General features: G+C 65.1%; 19 protein-coding genes. 16 read left to right on the top strand and 3 right to left on the bottom strand.

Going from position 1 to position 15,342, the window contains the following annotated elements:
* Nucleotides 1–19 precede the first annotated feature (19 nt).
* Entirely contained in the window at nucleotides 20–1,231 is a 1,212-nt protein-coding gene (locus FHS79_RS04020) for an MFS transporter (protein ID WP_184195763.1), read from the top strand.
* Nucleotides 1,232–1,237: 6 nt separating this feature from the next.
* Here FHS79_RS04020 and purC read toward each other — a convergent pair whose 3' ends face one another.
* Complete coding sequence (gene purC, locus FHS79_RS04025) at nucleotides 1,238–2,014, bottom strand: phosphoribosylaminoimidazolesuccinocarboxamide synthase (protein ID WP_184195766.1); 777 nt, start codon at nucleotides 2,012–2,014, stop codon at nucleotides 1,238–1,240.
* Nucleotides 2,015–2,219: 205 nt separating this feature from the next.
* On the opposite strand from purC, the gene FHS79_RS04030 reads away from it, so the two are divergent.
* The 4 genes from FHS79_RS04030 to FHS79_RS04045 are packed head-to-tail and all read left to right on the top strand — an operon-like array spanning nucleotide 2,220 to nucleotide 3,833.
* Nucleotides 2,220–2,534 carry a DUF1476 domain-containing protein gene (locus FHS79_RS04030; protein WP_184195769.1) on the top strand — a complete coding sequence of 105 codons (315 nt, stop codon included), beginning with the start codon at nucleotides 2,220–2,222 and terminating at the stop codon, nucleotides 2,532–2,534.
* A gap of 3 nt (nucleotides 2,535–2,537) precedes the next feature.
* Nucleotides 2,538–2,768: a BolA/IbaG family iron-sulfur metabolism protein gene (locus FHS79_RS04035; protein ID WP_184195772.1), complete on the top strand. Its 231-nt coding sequence runs from the start codon at nucleotides 2,538–2,540 to the stop codon at nucleotides 2,766–2,768.
* Between the two features lie 11 nt (nucleotides 2,769–2,779).
* Complete coding sequence (gene grxD, locus FHS79_RS04040; protein ID WP_184195775.1) at nucleotides 2,780–3,115, top strand: Grx4 family monothiol glutaredoxin; 336 nt, start codon at nucleotides 2,780–2,782, stop codon at nucleotides 3,113–3,115.
* 7 nt (nucleotides 3,116–3,122) lie between these two features.
* Nucleotides 3,123–3,833 carry a glycerophosphoryl diester phosphodiesterase membrane domain-containing protein gene (locus FHS79_RS04045; protein ID WP_184195778.1) on the top strand — a complete coding sequence of 237 codons (711 nt, stop codon included), beginning with the start codon at nucleotides 3,123–3,125 and terminating at the stop codon, nucleotides 3,831–3,833.
* Nucleotides 3,834–3,846: 13 nt separating this feature from the next.
* On the opposite strand, the gene hemF is transcribed toward FHS79_RS04045, so the two are convergent.
* A complete protein-coding gene (hemF, locus tag FHS79_RS04050; protein WP_184195780.1) occupies nucleotides 3,847–4,728 on the bottom strand; it encodes an oxygen-dependent coproporphyrinogen oxidase in 882 nt (293 codons plus the stop codon).
* Nucleotides 4,729–4,952: 224 nt separating this feature from the next.
* On the opposite strand from hemF, the gene petA reads away from it, so the two are divergent.
* The 4 genes from petA to FHS79_RS04070 all read left to right on the top strand — a co-directional run bounded on the left by petA (nucleotide 4,953) and on the right by FHS79_RS04070 (nucleotide 8,344).
* Entirely contained in the window at nucleotides 4,953–5,519 is a 567-nt protein-coding gene (gene petA / locus FHS79_RS04055; RefSeq protein ID WP_184195783.1) for a ubiquinol-cytochrome c reductase iron-sulfur subunit, read from the top strand.
* 11 nt (nucleotides 5,520–5,530) lie between these two features.
* Nucleotides 5,531–6,844, top strand: coding sequence for a cytochrome b (locus tag FHS79_RS04060; RefSeq protein WP_184195786.1), 1,314 nt, complete (start codon nucleotides 5,531–5,533; stop codon nucleotides 6,842–6,844).
* 11 nt (nucleotides 6,845–6,855) lie between these two features.
* Nucleotides 6,856–7,725, top strand: a complete 870-nt coding sequence (locus FHS79_RS04065; RefSeq protein WP_184195789.1) for a cytochrome c1 — start codon at nucleotides 6,856–6,858, stop codon at nucleotides 7,723–7,725.
* Nucleotides 7,726–7,810: 85 nt separating this feature from the next.
* Nucleotides 7,811–8,344, top strand: a complete 534-nt coding sequence (locus FHS79_RS04070; protein ID WP_184195792.1) for an adenine phosphoribosyltransferase — start codon at nucleotides 7,811–7,813, stop codon at nucleotides 8,342–8,344.
* A 26-nt stretch (nucleotides 8,345–8,370) separates the two neighbouring features.
* Here FHS79_RS04070 and FHS79_RS04075 read toward each other — a convergent pair whose 3' ends face one another.
* Nucleotides 8,371–8,703: a DUF6481 family protein gene (locus tag FHS79_RS04075; RefSeq protein WP_184195795.1), complete on the bottom strand. Its 333-nt coding sequence runs from the start codon at nucleotides 8,701–8,703 to the stop codon at nucleotides 8,371–8,373.
* Nucleotides 8,704–8,863: 160 nt separating this feature from the next.
* Between FHS79_RS04075 and FHS79_RS04080 the strand changes: the two genes are divergently transcribed.
* From FHS79_RS04080 to FHS79_RS04110, 7 genes are all read left to right on the top strand, one after another.
* The gene (locus FHS79_RS04080; protein ID WP_184195798.1) at nucleotides 8,864–10,384 is read left to right on the top strand and encodes an acyl-CoA synthetase; all 1,521 of its coding nucleotides are present in this window, start codon (nucleotides 8,864–8,866) and stop codon (nucleotides 10,382–10,384) included.
* Nucleotides 10,385–10,394: 10 nt separating this feature from the next.
* Nucleotides 10,395–11,312: a TraB/GumN family protein gene (locus FHS79_RS04085; protein WP_184195801.1), complete on the top strand. Its 918-nt coding sequence runs from the start codon at nucleotides 10,395–10,397 to the stop codon at nucleotides 11,310–11,312.
* A 123-nt stretch (nucleotides 11,313–11,435) separates the two neighbouring features.
* The gene (locus FHS79_RS04090) at nucleotides 11,436–12,062 is read left to right on the top strand and encodes a 50S ribosomal protein L25/general stress protein Ctc (protein ID WP_184195804.1); all 627 of its coding nucleotides are present in this window, start codon (nucleotides 11,436–11,438) and stop codon (nucleotides 12,060–12,062) included.
* A 15-nt stretch (nucleotides 12,063–12,077) separates the two neighbouring features.
* A complete protein-coding gene (gene pth, locus FHS79_RS04095) occupies nucleotides 12,078–12,656 on the top strand; it encodes an aminoacyl-tRNA hydrolase (RefSeq protein ID WP_184195807.1) in 579 nt (192 codons plus the stop codon).
* 8 nt (nucleotides 12,657–12,664) lie between these two features.
* Nucleotides 12,665–13,765, top strand: a complete 1,101-nt coding sequence (ychF, locus tag FHS79_RS04100) for a redox-regulated ATPase YchF (RefSeq protein ID WP_184195810.1) — start codon at nucleotides 12,665–12,667, stop codon at nucleotides 13,763–13,765.
* Between the two features lie 16 nt (nucleotides 13,766–13,781).
* The gene (locus tag FHS79_RS04105; RefSeq protein ID WP_184195813.1) at nucleotides 13,782–14,972 is read left to right on the top strand and encodes a molybdopterin-dependent oxidoreductase; all 1,191 of its coding nucleotides are present in this window, start codon (nucleotides 13,782–13,784) and stop codon (nucleotides 14,970–14,972) included.
* Nucleotides 14,972–15,277, top strand: coding sequence for a cytochrome c (locus FHS79_RS04110; protein WP_184195816.1), 306 nt, complete (start codon nucleotides 14,972–14,974; stop codon nucleotides 15,275–15,277). Before FHS79_RS04105 ends, FHS79_RS04110 begins: the two co-directional genes overlap by 1 nt.
* The last annotated feature ends 65 nt before the right edge of the window (nucleotides 15,278–15,342 follow it).

A 15,342-nucleotide genomic window follows, 5' to 3' on the forward strand; every position in this document is an offset into this window, starting at 1 on the left:
CTCCGCCCAATCTCGCATCATGGGGGCCACACGACCGATCGCACCGAGCCGCAGCCTCATCTGGCTGATCGGCCTGTCGATCGCGCTCAACTATATCGATCGCGGCGCCGTTTCTGTGGCCGCCCCTCTCATCCAGTCCGAGCTCAAGCTCTCTGCCACCGGCTATGGCGTCATCGTCTCGGCCTTCTACTGGACCTATGTGCCGTGCCTCGCACTCGCCGGCTGGCTTGCCGATCGCGGCTCGGTGCACCGGCTGATGGCGGCCGGGGTCGCAGTCTGGGCGCTCGCCACCGCCGCCATCGGTCTGGCGGGGTCGGTCACGGTGCTCATCATCCTGCGGCTGATGATGGGGTTGGGCGAGGGCGTGGCCTTCCCCTGCGGCTCGAAGATCATCGCCCGCACGCCCGAGGCGGGGCGCGGCCGTGCCAATATCTCGCTCGGGCTGGGCATCGCACTCGGCCCGTTCATCGGCACCCTCGCCGGCGGCTTCATCCTCGCGCGCTATGGCTGGCGGCCGATGTTCATCGTCTTCGGCCTTGCCACGCTGCTGTGGCTGGTGCCCTGGGCCGGGCGCCGTTCCGAGGTCGACCAACCGGGCGCCGCACAACCGCTGCCCACCATGTCGTGGCTGCGGCTGGTGCAACTCCCGCAGCTCTGGGCGATGACGGTGCTCCACATCTGCGCCAGCCACGGCATTTATTTCCTCATCGCGTGGCTGCCGCTGTGGCTGGTGCGCGTGCGCGGGTTCGACATCACCGACATGGCGCTGATCACCGGGCTTTTCTACCTGGTGCAGGCAGTCAGCGGCTGGGTTGCGGCAGTCGTGTCCGACCGGATGATCACACAGGGTCGCGATGCCTCGACCATCCGCAAGACGCTACTTTTGCTCTGCATGGCAATCGCCACCACCGCCGTGCTGGCGCTGCCCGGCACTGCCAGCACGCCGCTGCTTATCATCTGGCTGGTAGTGGCGAGCATCGGCTTCGGGCCGCTGCCCAACCTGCTCTTCACCGCCGGCCAGACCCTCGCCGGCCCCGAATCCGCCGGGCGCTGGGTAGGGCTGCAAGCGGGTGTGGGCAACCTCTCGGGCGTCATCGGCCCGGTAATGGTTGGCATGATCGTCGACGCCGCCGGCTATGCGCCTGCCTTTTGGGCCACCGCCGCCATCATGGTGACGGGCGCCATCGCCTTTGCCGCGGGGGTCCCGCGCTTGAAGCCGATCGCGGCCTGAACCGCGTTACTTGCCGCGCGACTTGCGATGCTCGTCGAGGTCGAGCACCGAAGCGTCGTCCTCGGGCATCAGCCCCAGCCGCCGCGCCACTTCCTGATAGGCCTCGGCCTCACCGCCCATGTCCCGGCGGAACCGGTCCTTGTCCAGCTTCTCGTTGGTCTTCAGGTCCCACAGCCGGCAGCCGTCGGGGCTAATCTCGTCGGCCAGGATCACCCGCGCATATTCGCCGTCAAAAAGCCGGCCGAACTCAAGCTTGAAATCGACCAGCCGGATACCGACGCCGGCGAACAGCCCCGCCATGAAGTCGTTCACCCGGATCGCCATGTCGGCGATATCGTGCATCTCCTCCTGGCTCGCCCAGCCGAAAGCGGCGATGTGCTCCTCGGTGACCATCGGGTCATTGAGCGCATCGTCCTTGTAATAATATTCGATGATCGTGCGGGGCAGGGTAGTGCCCTCCTCGATCCCGAAGCGCTTGGCGAGGCTGCCGGCGGCCACATTGCGGATCACCACCTCGATCGGGATGATCTCGACCTGCCGCACCAGCTGTTCGCGCATGTTGAGGCGGCGGATGAAGTGGGTGGGAATACCGATCGTGGCCAGCAGCGTGAACAGATGCTCGGAAATGCGGTTGTTGAGCACCCCCTTGCCCGAGATGGTGCCCTTCTTCTGGGCGTTGAAAGCAGTAGCATCATCCTTGAAATACTGGATGATCGTGCCGGGCTCCGGCCCTTCGTAAAGGATCTTGGCCTTGCCCTCGTAAATCTGGCGACGCCGGGTCATGGCCATCCTCCTGATGGTCCGCATGCGGGCGGGCGGACCTTGGTTGAAACTTGGCCCCGAAACCGCAGGGCAGAAACGTTGCGGAAAACTCAAAGCCCCGGAGCTGGCCGAAATGGCGCACCCCGGGGCAACACCTCTCTCATAGCGCGGCGCTTGCAGCGCTGCAATGCCGGCCCTATCTGGAGTACCATATCAGGAGTGCTTCATGACCAGCTTCGACGACCGCAAGGACGCCTACGAAAACAAGTTCGCCCATGATGCCGAAACGCTGTTTCGCGTCCTGGCGCGGCGCGACCGGCTGGTGGGCGAATGGGCCGCCGGCTTTCTCGGCCTCGATGCGACCGAAACCGAAGCCTATGCCAAATCGGTGGTGATTGCCGATCTGGAAGAAGCCGGTGACGAAGACGTCGTCCGCAAGCTGGTCGCCGATCTGGCGCCGGCTGGCGTCGATGAGACGACGATCCGTGCCAAGCTGCTGGAGACGGCCGAGGTTGCCCGCCAGCAGATCACGAACGGCTGATCGATGCCGATGGCCGCCCATGAAATCGACGCAGCGATTCGCGATGCCTTGCCGGGAGCCGATGTGGCGCTCACCGATCTTGCCGGCGATGGCGATCATTGGGCGGCGGTCGTCACCGCCCCGCAGTTCCAGGGGCTGAGTCGCGTAAGGCAGCACCAGCTCGTGTACAATGCGCTGGGCGGGCGCATGGGCGGCGTGCTCCACGCGCTCAAACTCACCACCATTCCCGCTTGAGGAGCCAGTTGATGACCGATCCTGTTCACGCCCGTATATCCGAAATCGTCACTGCCAATCCGGTGGTGCTTTTCATGAAGGGCACCCCCTTCTTCCCGCAGTGCGGCTTTTCGAGCACTGCCATCGCCATCCTCGAGCGGCTCGGCGTCGCTTTTGAGACGGTCGATGTGCTCGCCGACATGGAGATTCGCCAGGGCATCAAGAGCTATTCGGAGTGGCCGACCATCCCGCAGCTCTACATCGGCGGCGAATTTGTCGGCGGGTCGGACATCATGATGGAAATGTACCAGGCGGGCGAACTGACCGACCTGCTAAAGGAAGCTGGCGCGCAACCGTCAGCCAGCTGAATTTTTCGTGAGCACGGTCCGCTTCGGCGGCATCTGGCAGGGGATGACGGCGCCGCTCGGCGGTCGCATGTCCGAACTGTTTGCGGTGGCGGCGCCGTTCACGCTGCTTGTCGACATAGCCCTTCGCACCTTCGGCCCCACCCCGCCTGCGGATGCCGATGGTATCACAACAACAACGCTGTTCTGGCTGGTCCTGGTGCCGACGATCATTGCCAGCCTTGGCCAGCTGGCGGTGGTTCACCTGCTGCTCCGGCCCGGCGCCCCGCCCCGCGCGGCGCTGGCCGGCGCCTTCGCCGCCTGGCCGGTCTATCTGGCAGCGCTTGCGCTCGCGGCCATCCCGACCGGCGTCGCCATGCTGCTGCTTGTGCTCCCCGGCCTGTACGTGGCATCACGGTTGCTGTTGGTGATGCCGCTCGCCATTGTCAGCCCGCGCGGCAGCCCGGTGGCAATGGTCCGGCGCAGCTGGGAGCTCACGCGTCCGGCGGGTTGGGCGATCTTCGGCTTTTTCCTGGTGGCGATCCTGGGCATCTTCGGCCTCAGCCTCATTGCCGGCGGCGTCGGCAGTGCCGTGGGCTCGGTGCTCACATTGTTCGGATTGGCCGCGTTGGGCAAGTTCGCCGCCGGGCTGGTGGCAGCCGTTGCGTCGACCTTTGTCAGCATCGGCAATGCAGCCCTTGCTGCCTATCTCTACCGCAGCCTCGCCACCGCCCAGGATTGAGGTTGAGGAAGCGTCAGTCCCAACGGGCCAGCGGCGGCAGGCTCATCAGGATCGCCTCGATATTGCCGCCCGTCTTGAGCCCGAAAACCGTGCCGCGATCGTGCACGAGGTTGAACTCGGCATAGAGTCCGCGGTAGCGCAGCTGCTCGGCGCGCTGCTCCTCGGTGAACGGCAGGGCCATCTTCTCGCGAACCAGTCGCGGGTAGAGCTCGGCAAAGGTCCGCCCAACATCCTGCGTATAGGCGAAGTCGCGCTCCCAGTCGCCGCTGTCGAGATGATCGTAGAAAATGCCGCCCACGCCGCGATGGCGGCCACGGTGCGGCACCCAGAAATACTCCTCGGCCCATTTGCTATGCGCCGGATAATAGCTCGCGTCATGGCGGTCGCACATCACCTTCAGCGCGGCGTGGAAGTCACTGGTCTGCGCATCGTCGGCAATGGCGGGGTTGAGATCCATGCCGCCGCCGAACCAGCGCTTGGTGGTGACGAGGTAGCGCGTGTTGAGGTGCACCGCCGGCACCAGCGGGTTGCGCGGGTGGATGACAAGGCTGATCCCGGTTGCGAAGAAGCGCGGGTCCTCGGCGGCGCCGTTGATCTGCTTGGCAAATTCGGGTGCGAAGACGCCGTGGACCGTGGAGATGTTGACGCCGGCCTTTTCGAAGACCCGCCCCTTCATCACGCTCATCACGCCGCCGCCGCCTTCGCCGTCTCCTCCGAAGCCTGAAGTATCCTCGTTCGACGCAGGGTTGCGGTTCCAGGCGACGCGCTCGAAGCGGCCGGCGGGGCCTTCGCCCCGGCCATCGTCTTCCACCGATTCAAGTGCTGCGCAGATGCGGTCGCGCGCCTCCCGGAACCAGGTCTGGGCAGCGGTCTGTCGATCATCGAGCGTGTACATGATCCGGTCCCTAGCGCCAAAAGCAGCCACTGCAAAAGGCCAATTCGGCAGCCACGCCGTCGAAGTTCAAGCCGCGACAGGCGGAACCACCGCGCCAAAATGTCCACAAAAAGGCCGTTGCCATCAGGGGAGTGTCATGGCTATTGGACACAGAGTTGAATGGCGGGGCCTCGCGGTGCTGCCGGCTCGCAATTTCTGTTCATGCAGCTTCGAAAGGTGGCTTGATGGCAAGCGGTACCCAGGCTCCCGTCGCAGACAATCCTGCACCGCAGGGTGAGACGCGTCGCGATTTTCTCTACATCGCCACCGGCGCCACCGCCGCTGTCGGTGTCGGTGCAGTGGTGTGGCCGCTGGTCAACCAGATGAACCCGTCGGCCGACGTGCTGGCACTCGCCTCGATCGAGCTGGATTTGGCGTCGATCGAGGAAGGCATGGCGATCAAGACCAGCTGGCGCGGCAAGCCGGTGTTTGCCCGGCACCTGACCGCTGCGGAAATCGCGACGGCCAATCAGGTGGATGTCAGCGGTCTTCGCGACCCGCAGTCGCTGGCCGATCGCACCAAGGAGGGCAATGCCAAGTGGCTGATCACGCTCGGCGTCTGCACCCATCTCGGCTGCGTGCCGCTGGGTGCCGGCCAGGGCGAAAGCCGCGGTGATTTTGGCGGCTACTTCTGCCCGTGCCATGGTTCGCACTATGATACGGCGGGTCGCATCCGCAAGGGACCGGCGCCGCTCAATCTTGAAGTTCCGCCATATGTCTTCAAGTCCGCGACCGCGGTCACCATCGGCTAACGGAGGATTCCATGAGCTTTCCCTGGGCCAAGCAGTATCAGCCGACGACCGAGATCGGCAAATTCATGGACAGCCGGCTGCCCTTGCCGCGCTTCGTCTACGGCGCTCTCGGTGCGGGGTATCCCACGCCGAAGAACCTCAACTATTTCTACAATTTCGGTGTGCTCGCCGGTGTGGCGCTGGTCATCCAGATCATCACCGGTGTCGTGCTCGGCATGCATTATGCCGCGGACACCAGCGTTGCCTTTGACTCGGTCGAGCACATCATGCGCGACGTCAATGGTGGCTGGATGCTTCGCTACATGCACGCCGTGGGTGCGTCCTTCTTCTTCGCCGTCGTCTACATTCACATCTTCCGTGGCCTTTATTACGGCTCGTACAAGCCGCCGCGTGAGGTGCTCTGGATGCTCGGCCTCGTCATCTTCCTGCTGATGATGGCGACCGCTTTCATGGGTTACGTGCTCGTCTGGGGCCAGATGAGCTTCTGGGGTGCTGCAGTCATCACCGGTCTTTTCTCCGCTCTGCCGCTCGTCGGCGAAGCGATCCAGACCTGGCTGCTCGGCGGCTTCTCGCCGGACAATGCGACCCTCAACCGCTTCTTCTCGCTCCATTATCTGCTGCCGTTCGTGATCTTCGGCGTGATCATTCTTCACGTCTGGTCGCTGCACATTCCGGGCTCCAACAACCCGACCGGCCTCGATGTGAAGAGCGAGCAGGATACCGTGCCCTTCCACCCCTATTACACCTCGAAGGATTTCTTCGGGCTGGGCGTGTACCTGATCATCTTCTCGGCGTTCGTGTTCTTCATGCCGAACTCGCTTGGTGAGCCGGACAATTACATCCCCGCCAACCCGCTCAGCACGCCGGCGCACATCGTTCCAGAATGGTATTTCTGGCCATTCTACGCGATCCTGCGTGCCTTCACGACCGACTTCCTGTTCATTCCCGCCAAGCTCTGGGGCGTGATCGCGATGTTTGCCTCGATCCTGCTGTTGTTCTTCCTGCCCTGGCTGGACACGTCGCCGGTGCGCTCGAACAAGTATCGTCCGCTCAACCGGATCCTGTTCTGGGTGTTCGTGGCGGTCTGCGTCGGGCTGGGCGTGGCAGGCGGCAAGCCGGCCGAGGAGCCGTGGGTCATCATCAGCCAATTGCTGACTGCCTATTACTTCGCCCATTTCCTCATCATCCTGCCGCTGGTCAGCCGCCTGGAAAAGCCGTTGCCGCTGCCCAACTCGATTTCGGAAGCTGTGCTCTCGAAGTTCGGCGGAAGTACGCTTGGTGATGGAAGCAGGCCGGGCGGCGCGGTCGCGCAGCCTGCCGAATAAGGACCCGATCAATGGCTAAATCCGGCATTGTTGCCGCCCTCACTGGCGCTTCCCTCGTGCAGAAGGGTGCGATCGCTGCTGGCGCACTCTTCTGCGTCACCGTGCTCTGGGGCGCCGTGCAGCCTCGCGAAGAGGTGCCTTACGACCCCGTCAAGGCGCACCACGAGCACCCAGAGCAGATTGTCTGGTCGCACAACGGCATCGGCAATATCGGCATCACCGGCACCTTCGACCGTGGCCAGCTCCAGCGCGGCTTCAAGGTCTACAAGGAAGTGTGCGCGGCGTGCCACTCGATCAGCCGCGTCGCGTTCCGCGATCTGCTGGCTCTGGGCTTCAGCGAAGGCCAGGCGAAGGCGATTGCAGCGGAATACACCGTCCCGTCGATCGACGAGAGTGGCGAGCCGACCACGCGGCCGGCAACGCTGGCCGACAAGTTCCCGCCGGTCTATGCCAATGAAGTTGCTGCCCGCGCTGCCCAGAACGGTGCCTATCCGCCCGATCTTTCGCTCATCACCAAGGCTCGGCACGATGGCACCAACTATGTCCGGTCGCTGCTGCTCGGCTACCGCGACGAGGTGCCGACGGATTTCCAGAAGGCCGACACGCTCTGGTACAACCCATGGTTCGCGTCGCTCGCCATTGCCATGCCGCCGCCGCTCGCTTCCGATGAGCAGGTGGAATATACCGACGGCACGGCCCCGACGATCAACAACTACGCGACCGACGTCTCCGCGTTCCTCGCCTGGACTGCGGAGCCCAAGCTCGACAACCGCAAGGAAACCGGAGTGGCGGCGATCGCCTTCCTCCTCATCCTCACCATCCTGGGCTATCTGAGCTACAAGAAGGTGTGGCGGGACGTGAAGAAGCCAAAGTCGGCGTAACGCCTGGACTGGCGGATGCAATCGGGGCAGTGGCCATGGGCCGCTGCCCCTTTTGTTTGGGGCTGGTCTCGCCTAGCGTCTGCGCATGAAGAACGCCGATCTCGCCGCCCTCATCCGGACGATTCCGGACTATCCCAAGCCTGGAATTCAATTCCGCGATATCACGACGCTGCTGCTGGATGGCCCGGGCTTTGCACTGTCGATCGAGCGGATGGCAGCTGAAATCGCATCACCGCCCGATCTCATCGCCGGCATCGAGGCGCGAGGCTTTCTGTTCGGGGCGGCACTTGCACATCGGCTCGGTTGCGGAATTCTGTTGCTGCGTAAGCAGAACAAGCTTCCGGGCCGGGTGACCGGCATCAACTATGCGTTGGAATACGGGCACGACCGCATCGAGATGCACGCCGATGCCGTGCAGCCGGGCCAATCGGTGTTGCTCGTCGATGATCTGATCGCGACAGGTGGGACCGCACTGGCCGGCACCGAATTGCTGCGATCGGCGGGTGCGAAGGTGGCGCACGCCGCGTTCGCCATCGATCTTCCCGATCTCGGTGGAGCTGCCCGTTTGCGCGCAAATGGCGTCGACGTGACCGCACTCATGGCTTTTGAAGGCGACTGAGATGCTCGGCCGCCCAATAAGCCAGCCTATTTGATCTTGGACTTTCGTGCCGCATAGCGCGCATCGCGTGCTGCCTTTTGTGCAGCCTCGCGGGCGATCGATTCAAGCCGCGCCTGTTCGACCTTGACGGCCGACTCGGCCTCCTTGGCAATACGAGCTTCTTCCGCCAACCGGGCCCTTTCGGCCCGCTCGAGCTTGCGCTGTTCCTCGCGCTCGGACCGCTTTTCGGCAGCGCGGGCGCGCGCCGCAAGGCTCTCTTCGGCGGGCGGCGGGGCCGCCTTGAACTTGTCGAGCTTGGCCTTGCGGGCTTCGGCCGCAGCTTTGGCGCGGTCGGTGAAGTCGGGGAGTTTGAATGCCATATTGGCAAGGCCTTTAGCCGCCCCTTCGACGCTTCGCAACCGTCATGCGGTGTGAAATTGCTGCGTCGCACTTCGGCGGCGTTTCGCGGCCTATGCCAAGTGCGGGGTGGGCAGTGCGCGCGGCAGCATGGTAGCTGCCAGCAAACGAAAGGGTTCCATCATGCATCCCCATGTCCATGCTGCTGCCATGCCGGATACACCAGCCGTCATCATGGCGGGGTCGGGTGCCAGCCTGAGCTATGCCGAGCTCGAGGCCCGGTCGAACCGCGTGGCGCACCTCCTGCGAAGCCTTGGGCTGGTGCGGGGGGATACGGTGGCGCTGATGCTCCCCAACAGCCTCGACTTTATGGCCCTGGTCTGGGGTGCCCAGCGAGCCGGGCTGGTGTTCGTCGCGATGAGCACGAAGCTGACCGCCGACGAGGCCGGCTATATCCTTGCCGATTCCGGGGCGCGGGTGCTGTTTGCCGATCCCGGCCTGGCGGCGGTGGCAGCCCCCGCGGCGGCGCATCTGCCGGCCGAGGCCAGGATCGCGGTGGGCGGCGACATCCCCGGCTTCGTGCCGCTCGACGCAGCCCTGGCGCCGCATCCGGTGAGCCGAATTGCCGACGAATCCCCCGGCCGCGACATGCTTTATTCGAGTGGCACCACCGGCCGGCCGAAGGGCGTGCGCGGGCCGCTGCCGGAAGGCGAACTGGCGGCGCCCGACGCGCTGCTCGGGCTGGTGGCCCACCTCTACGGCTTCAGGCCGGGCATGCGTTACCTGTCCCCGGCGCCCCTCTATCACGCCGCCCCCTTGCGCTACTGCATGGCGGTGCACCGCTTCGGCGGCACGGTGATCGTGATGGAGCGCTTCGAGCCCGAAACCTATCTGGAAGCTGTTGCGCGCTACCAGGCGACGCACAGCCAGCTCGTGCCCACCGTGTTCGTGCGGCTTCTCAAGTTGCCGGAAGCAGCGCGGTCGGCGCATGACCTTTCGTCGCTCAAGGTCGCCATCCATGCCGCCGCACCCTGCCCGGTGGACGTCAAGCACGCGATGATCAACTGGTGGGGGCCGATCATCCATGAATATTACAGCGCCACCGAAGGCGCAGGCTTCACCGCGCTCGATTCGGTGGAATGGCTGGCGCACCCCGGCTCGGTCGGCAAGTCGCTGCTCGGCGAGATCCGCGTGCTCGGAGATGGCGACGAGCCGCTGCCGCCGGGCCAGACCGGCCGCATCTATTTCCATGGCGGCCCCGGCTTTTCCTACCACAATGACGAGGCGAAGACCGCCAGCGTGCGGAACGACCATGGCGTCACCTTCGGGGACATCGGCCATGTCGATGCCGATGGCTATCTCTACCTCACCGACCGGGCGGCGTTCATGATCATCTCGGGTGGGGTCAACGTCTATCCGCAGGAAGCGGAGAATGTGCTGACGATGCACCCGGAAGTGGCCGATGTGGCGGTGTTCGGCGTGCCCGATGCCGAAATGGGGGAGGCGGTGAAGGCGGTTGTGCAGCCGCGCGACATGGCGCTCGCCGGCCCGGCACTGGAAGCCGAGCTGCTGGCCTTTGTCCGTTCACGGCTGAGCCATGTCAAATGCCCGAAATCGGTCGACTTCCTGCCCGAGTTGCCGCGCCATGATACCGGCAAACTCTACAAGCGACTGTTGAAGGACAGCTATTGGCCGCCAAAATGATCGAACGGGCATGATCCGATTGCTGCTTGCCTTGCTGCTGCTGCTGGCAGCCCCGATCAGCGCGCAACCTGCCGTCCCGCCACCTGCCAGGGCCCAGCCGCCGGTCTGGGTGATCCGCGATGCCGATACCGAGCTGACGCTGTTCGCCACTGTCCATGCGCTGCCGGCCGGCGTCGACTGGTTTTCGCCCGAGGCCCAGCGGCGCTTCGATGCGGCCGGTCGGCTGATCGTGGAAACCAAGCTTCCCGATGATCGTTTCGCGTTGGCCCCGATCATCGAGCAGCTCGGCATCGATGCCAATCTTCCGCCTCTCAAGGAGCGGCTCGATGCAGCAACCTATGCGACACTGGCAAAGACCGCCGCTGAGCTGCGCATTCCGATGCCTGCGCTCGACCGGATGCGGCCATGGCTGGTGTCGATCACGCTCGGCGAAGCGGTGCTCACCCGCGCCGGCGTTTCAGCCGGAGCCGGTGTGGAAGTGGCGTTGCTGGCGCGGGCGGCGAAACAGGACAAGCCGCTGGTGGCACTCGAATCGGCGCAGGAGCAGCTCGGTTTCTTTGCCGGACTGCCCGAAGCAGACCAGAAGGCTATGTTGACCTCCACGCTCACTGACATTCCCGAGGCGCGCGCCGAAGTGGCTGCGATGGTGGCGCTCTGGCAGAAGGGGGACATGGACGGCATCGCCCGCGATTTCGCCAGCGAAGCCAAGGCCTCGCCGAAGCTCCATGAGGTGCTGCTTGCCGGGCGCAACCGTCGCTGGGCGCATTTCCTGGTGTCCGAGATGGCACGGCCCGGCAAGAGCTTCCTTGCGGTGGGTGCGGGGCATTTCGGTGGGCCCGATGGCCTGCTGGCGCTGCTTGCCGCGCGCGGCTTCCCGGCCCAGCGCTTGCCGCTCCCGACGCCGCCGCCAAAGTCGAGGCGCAGATAGGGGTGCGAGGGCAGCCCATGCTTGCCTTTCGCCCCCCTTTCCCTTAAGGCCGCCGCTTCGTCGCACACCCCGATCTGCATCCCTGGAGGCTGGGGGCGGCGAGCAACAACTGGAGAAGCGAGCATGAGTGAAGTTCTGAAGCTCGCGGCTGAACCTCGGGATCGGGCAGGCAAGGGAGCCTCCCGCGCCATCCGTCGTACAGGCCGCGTGCCCGCCGTCATCTATGGTGCCGGCTCGGCTGCAACCCCCATCCATCTGGAAGAGAAGATCCTGGTCCGCCAGCTCTCGACCGGCCATTTCATGAATTCGGTTGTCGAGATCGAAGTCGATGGCAAGATCACGCGCACGCTGCCGCGCGATGTGCAGTTCCACCCCGTGTCCGATCGGCCGATCCACGTCGATTTCTTCCGGCTGACCGGCAATGAGTCGGTGACGGTCGCTGTGCCGGTGCACTTCGTCGACGAGGAAATGTCGCCCGGCATGAAGCGTGGCGCGGTGCTCAACATCGTCCGCCACGAACTGCAGCTCGATTGCGCGCCTTCGGACATTCCGGATCGGATCGACATCAGCCTCGACGGCCTCGATGTCGGCGATTCGATCCATATCAGTGCCGTCAAGCTGCCCAAGGGCGTCGAGTCGCACATCCATGACCGCGATTTCACCATCGCCACCATGGTTGCGCCGTCCGCGCTCAAGAGCGAGCATGGCGAAGCCGACGCCGAAGCGGCGACCGAAGAAACCGCCGCTTAAGCTCGGACGACCGCCGTGCAACTGCTGGTCGGCCTGGGCAACCCGGGCGCAGCCTATGCCCGGCATCGCCACAACATTGGGTTCATGGCCGTGGACTGCATCGCTGCAGTCCACGGCTTTGGCCCGTGGCGCTCCGCTTTTCAGGCCCTGGTGAGCGAAGGTCGCTGCGGCGACCACAAGCTTGTCCTGCTCAAGCCGATGACCTTCATGAACGAAAGCGGCCGCAGCGTCGGCGAGGCGGTGCGCTTCTGGAAGCTCGATGCTGCCACGCAACTCAGCGTCTTCTATGACGAGCTCGACCTCGATCCGTTCCGCATGAAGGTCAAGTTCGGCGGCGGGGCGGCAGGCCATAACGGCATTCGCTCGATCAGCGCGCATCTCTCTCCCGATTTCCGCCGCGTGCGGCTCGGCATCGGCCATCCCGGCCACAAGGATGCCGTCACCCCGCACGTGCTCGGCAATTTCAGCGGTGCCGAAGTGGCGCCGCGCGATGATCTGCTTGGCGCCGTCGCACGCAGCCTGCCATGGCATCTTGACGGGGACGATGTCCGGTTCATGAGCGAAGTTGCCCGCCTTACCTTGCCCCAACGATAGGATTCACAATGCCCGTCACCTGCGGAATCGTCGGTCTGCCCAATGTCGGCAAGTCCACCCTGTTCAACGCGCTCACCGAGACGGCAGCGGCGGCGGCTGCCAATTACCCCTTCTGCACGATCGAGCCCAATGTGGGCGCGGTGCCGGTGCCCGATCCTCGTTTGCAGCAGCTCGCCACAATTGGCGGCTCGGCCAAGGTGATCGAGACACAGCTCGGCTTCACCGACATTGCCGGGCTGGTGCGCGGCGCCTCGAAGGGGGAGGGGCTCGGCAACCAGTTTCTCGCCAATATCCGTGAGACCGATGCCATCGTGCATGTGCTGCGCTGCTTCATCGATGACGATGTCACCCATGTCGAAGGCCGGGTCGATCCGGTCGCCGATGCGGAGACGGTGGAAACCGAGCTGATGCTCGCCGACCTGGAATCGCTCGAAAAGCGCGTGCCCGCCCTGCTCAAAAAGGCGCAACAGGGGGACAAGGAGGCCAAGGTGCAGGCCGCCGTTCTCGGCCAGGCGCTCGAACTGCTCCGCCAAGGCAAGCCGGCGCGGCTGACCGACCCCAAGGACGAGGAGGAGGCGCGCGCGCTCAAGCTCGCGCAGCTGCTCACCTCAAAGCCGGTGCTCTATGTGTGCAACGTCGAGGAAGCGTCAGCCTCGAGCGGCAACGCGCTGAGCTCTGCAGTCGAGGCGATGGCGGCGAGCGTGGGGGCGGCCTCGGTGGTGGTATCTGCGGCAATCGAAGCCGAGATCGCCACCATACCGCCGACGGACCGCGTGGAGTATCTGGAGAGCCTCGGCCTGCACGAGACCGGCCTCGCCCGGGTGGTGCGCGCGGCCTATGGCCTGCTCGGGCTGCAGACCTTCTTCACCGTCGGCCCCAAGGAAGCGCGCGCCTGGACGATCAAGCGCGGCACCAAGGCCCCGGCGGCGGCCGGCGAAATCCATGGCGATTTCGAAAAGAAGTTCATCCGCGCCGAAACAATCGCGTTCGACGATTTCGTGTCTCACAATGGCGAGGCCGGCGCCAAGGAGCACGGTCGGCTGCGCGCCGAGGGCAAGGATTATGTGGTGAAGGACGGCGATGTTCTGCATTTCCTCACCAACGCCTGACGCCTAGGGTGGCGGCATGATCTCGCGCCGCCACCTGCTTTCAGTCCTCGCCGCGAGCCCGGCGGCGGCGGCGCCCGTCGATCTCGGGCTCGGCATCGCTTCCACGCGGCCGCTGGCCGATCCGTTCGAGGGCAAGCGCGCGATGATCGTGCAGCGCTCGCTGCCGCCGCTGCTCGAAACCCCGCTGGCGGCGTTCGATGCGGACAGCCTCGCAGCCAGCACGCTCACCCCCACCGAGCGCTTTTTCGTGCGCTGGCACTACCCTTTCCCGACCGATATCGACCCTTCGGCGCACCGTATTTCGGTCAGCGGCCATGTCGCGAAGCCCCTCAGCCTGTCCCTCGAAGACCTTGCGCGCCTGCCGCAAACCGAAGTGATCGCCATCAACCAATGTGCCGGCAACGGCCGCGGGCTGTTCGCGCCGCGCGTGCCCGGCGCACAATGGGCCAATGGCGCGATGGGCAACGCACGCTGGCGAGGCCCGCGATTGCGTGACGTGCTGGCACTGGCAAACCCGAACACCGGCGCCCTTGCTGTTCGCGCGTCAGGGCTCGACGCGCCGCCGTTCGAGGGTGCCCCGGCTTTCGCCAAGTCGCTGGCGCTGGATCATGCCATGGACGACGAGGTGATGCTCGCCACCCATATGAACGACGTCGCGCTTCCGCTCATCCATGGCGCACCGATCCGCTTGGTCGTGCCCGGCTGGTACAGCACCTATTGGGTCAAGATGCTGGACAAGCTCGAAATTCTGGCCACGCCCGATGACGGCTATTGGATGGCCAAGGCCTATCGCGCCCCGGCCACGCCGCACGCGTCGGTCATCCCCGGCGCCAGCGGCTTCGCCACGCGCCCGGTCACCGCCATGGTGCCGCGCAGTGTGATCACCAACCTCGCACCCGGCGCCCGCCAGCCCTGGACACAGCGCCTCCCCGTTCGCGGCGTCGCCATGGGCGGGGACACGCATGTGGCCGCAGTCCATATCAGCGCCGACGATGGCCGCAGCTGGCAGCCCGCCACGCTCGGCCCCGACCATGGCCGCCACAGCTTCCGCCGCTTCGAAGCGGCGCTGGAGTTGCCGCGCGGCGCCCATGTGCTGCGCACCCGCGCCACCAACAGCCGTGGCGAGAGCCAGGCGATGGAGGCCAACTGGAACCCCGGCGGCTTCTATCGAGGGGTGAGCGAAGCCGTGCCCATGGAGCTTGTCTGATGCGCGCCCTCTTCATCCTGCCTGCCCTGCTGCTCATCGCCGCCGCCCCGCAATCGCTGGTGCTGTCGGATGAGGATGGCGCGTTCGAGGACATCGCCCGCAACAGCGCCGATGCAATGAACGCCAACTGCCTCGCCTGCCACTCGTCAGCGATGGTCACCCACCAGCCGGCGCTCACACCGATGCAGTGGCGCGAGACGATCACCAAGATGAAAACGGTCTACAAGGCGCCGATCGAAGCCGCCGACGAGCCGGCGCTGATCGCCTGGCTCACTGCGCACAGCGCCCGCCAAAAGCCCGATTGACCGACCTAGCGCATTGACCCTCGCGGCACCCCGCCGCTAGAGGGCATGCACACCGCATCGCAGCA

It is taken from the genome of Polymorphobacter multimanifer, assembly GCF_014205635.1.
Taxonomy (GTDB): domain Bacteria; phylum Pseudomonadota; class Alphaproteobacteria; order Sphingomonadales; family Sphingomonadaceae; genus Sandarakinorhabdus; species Sandarakinorhabdus multimanifer.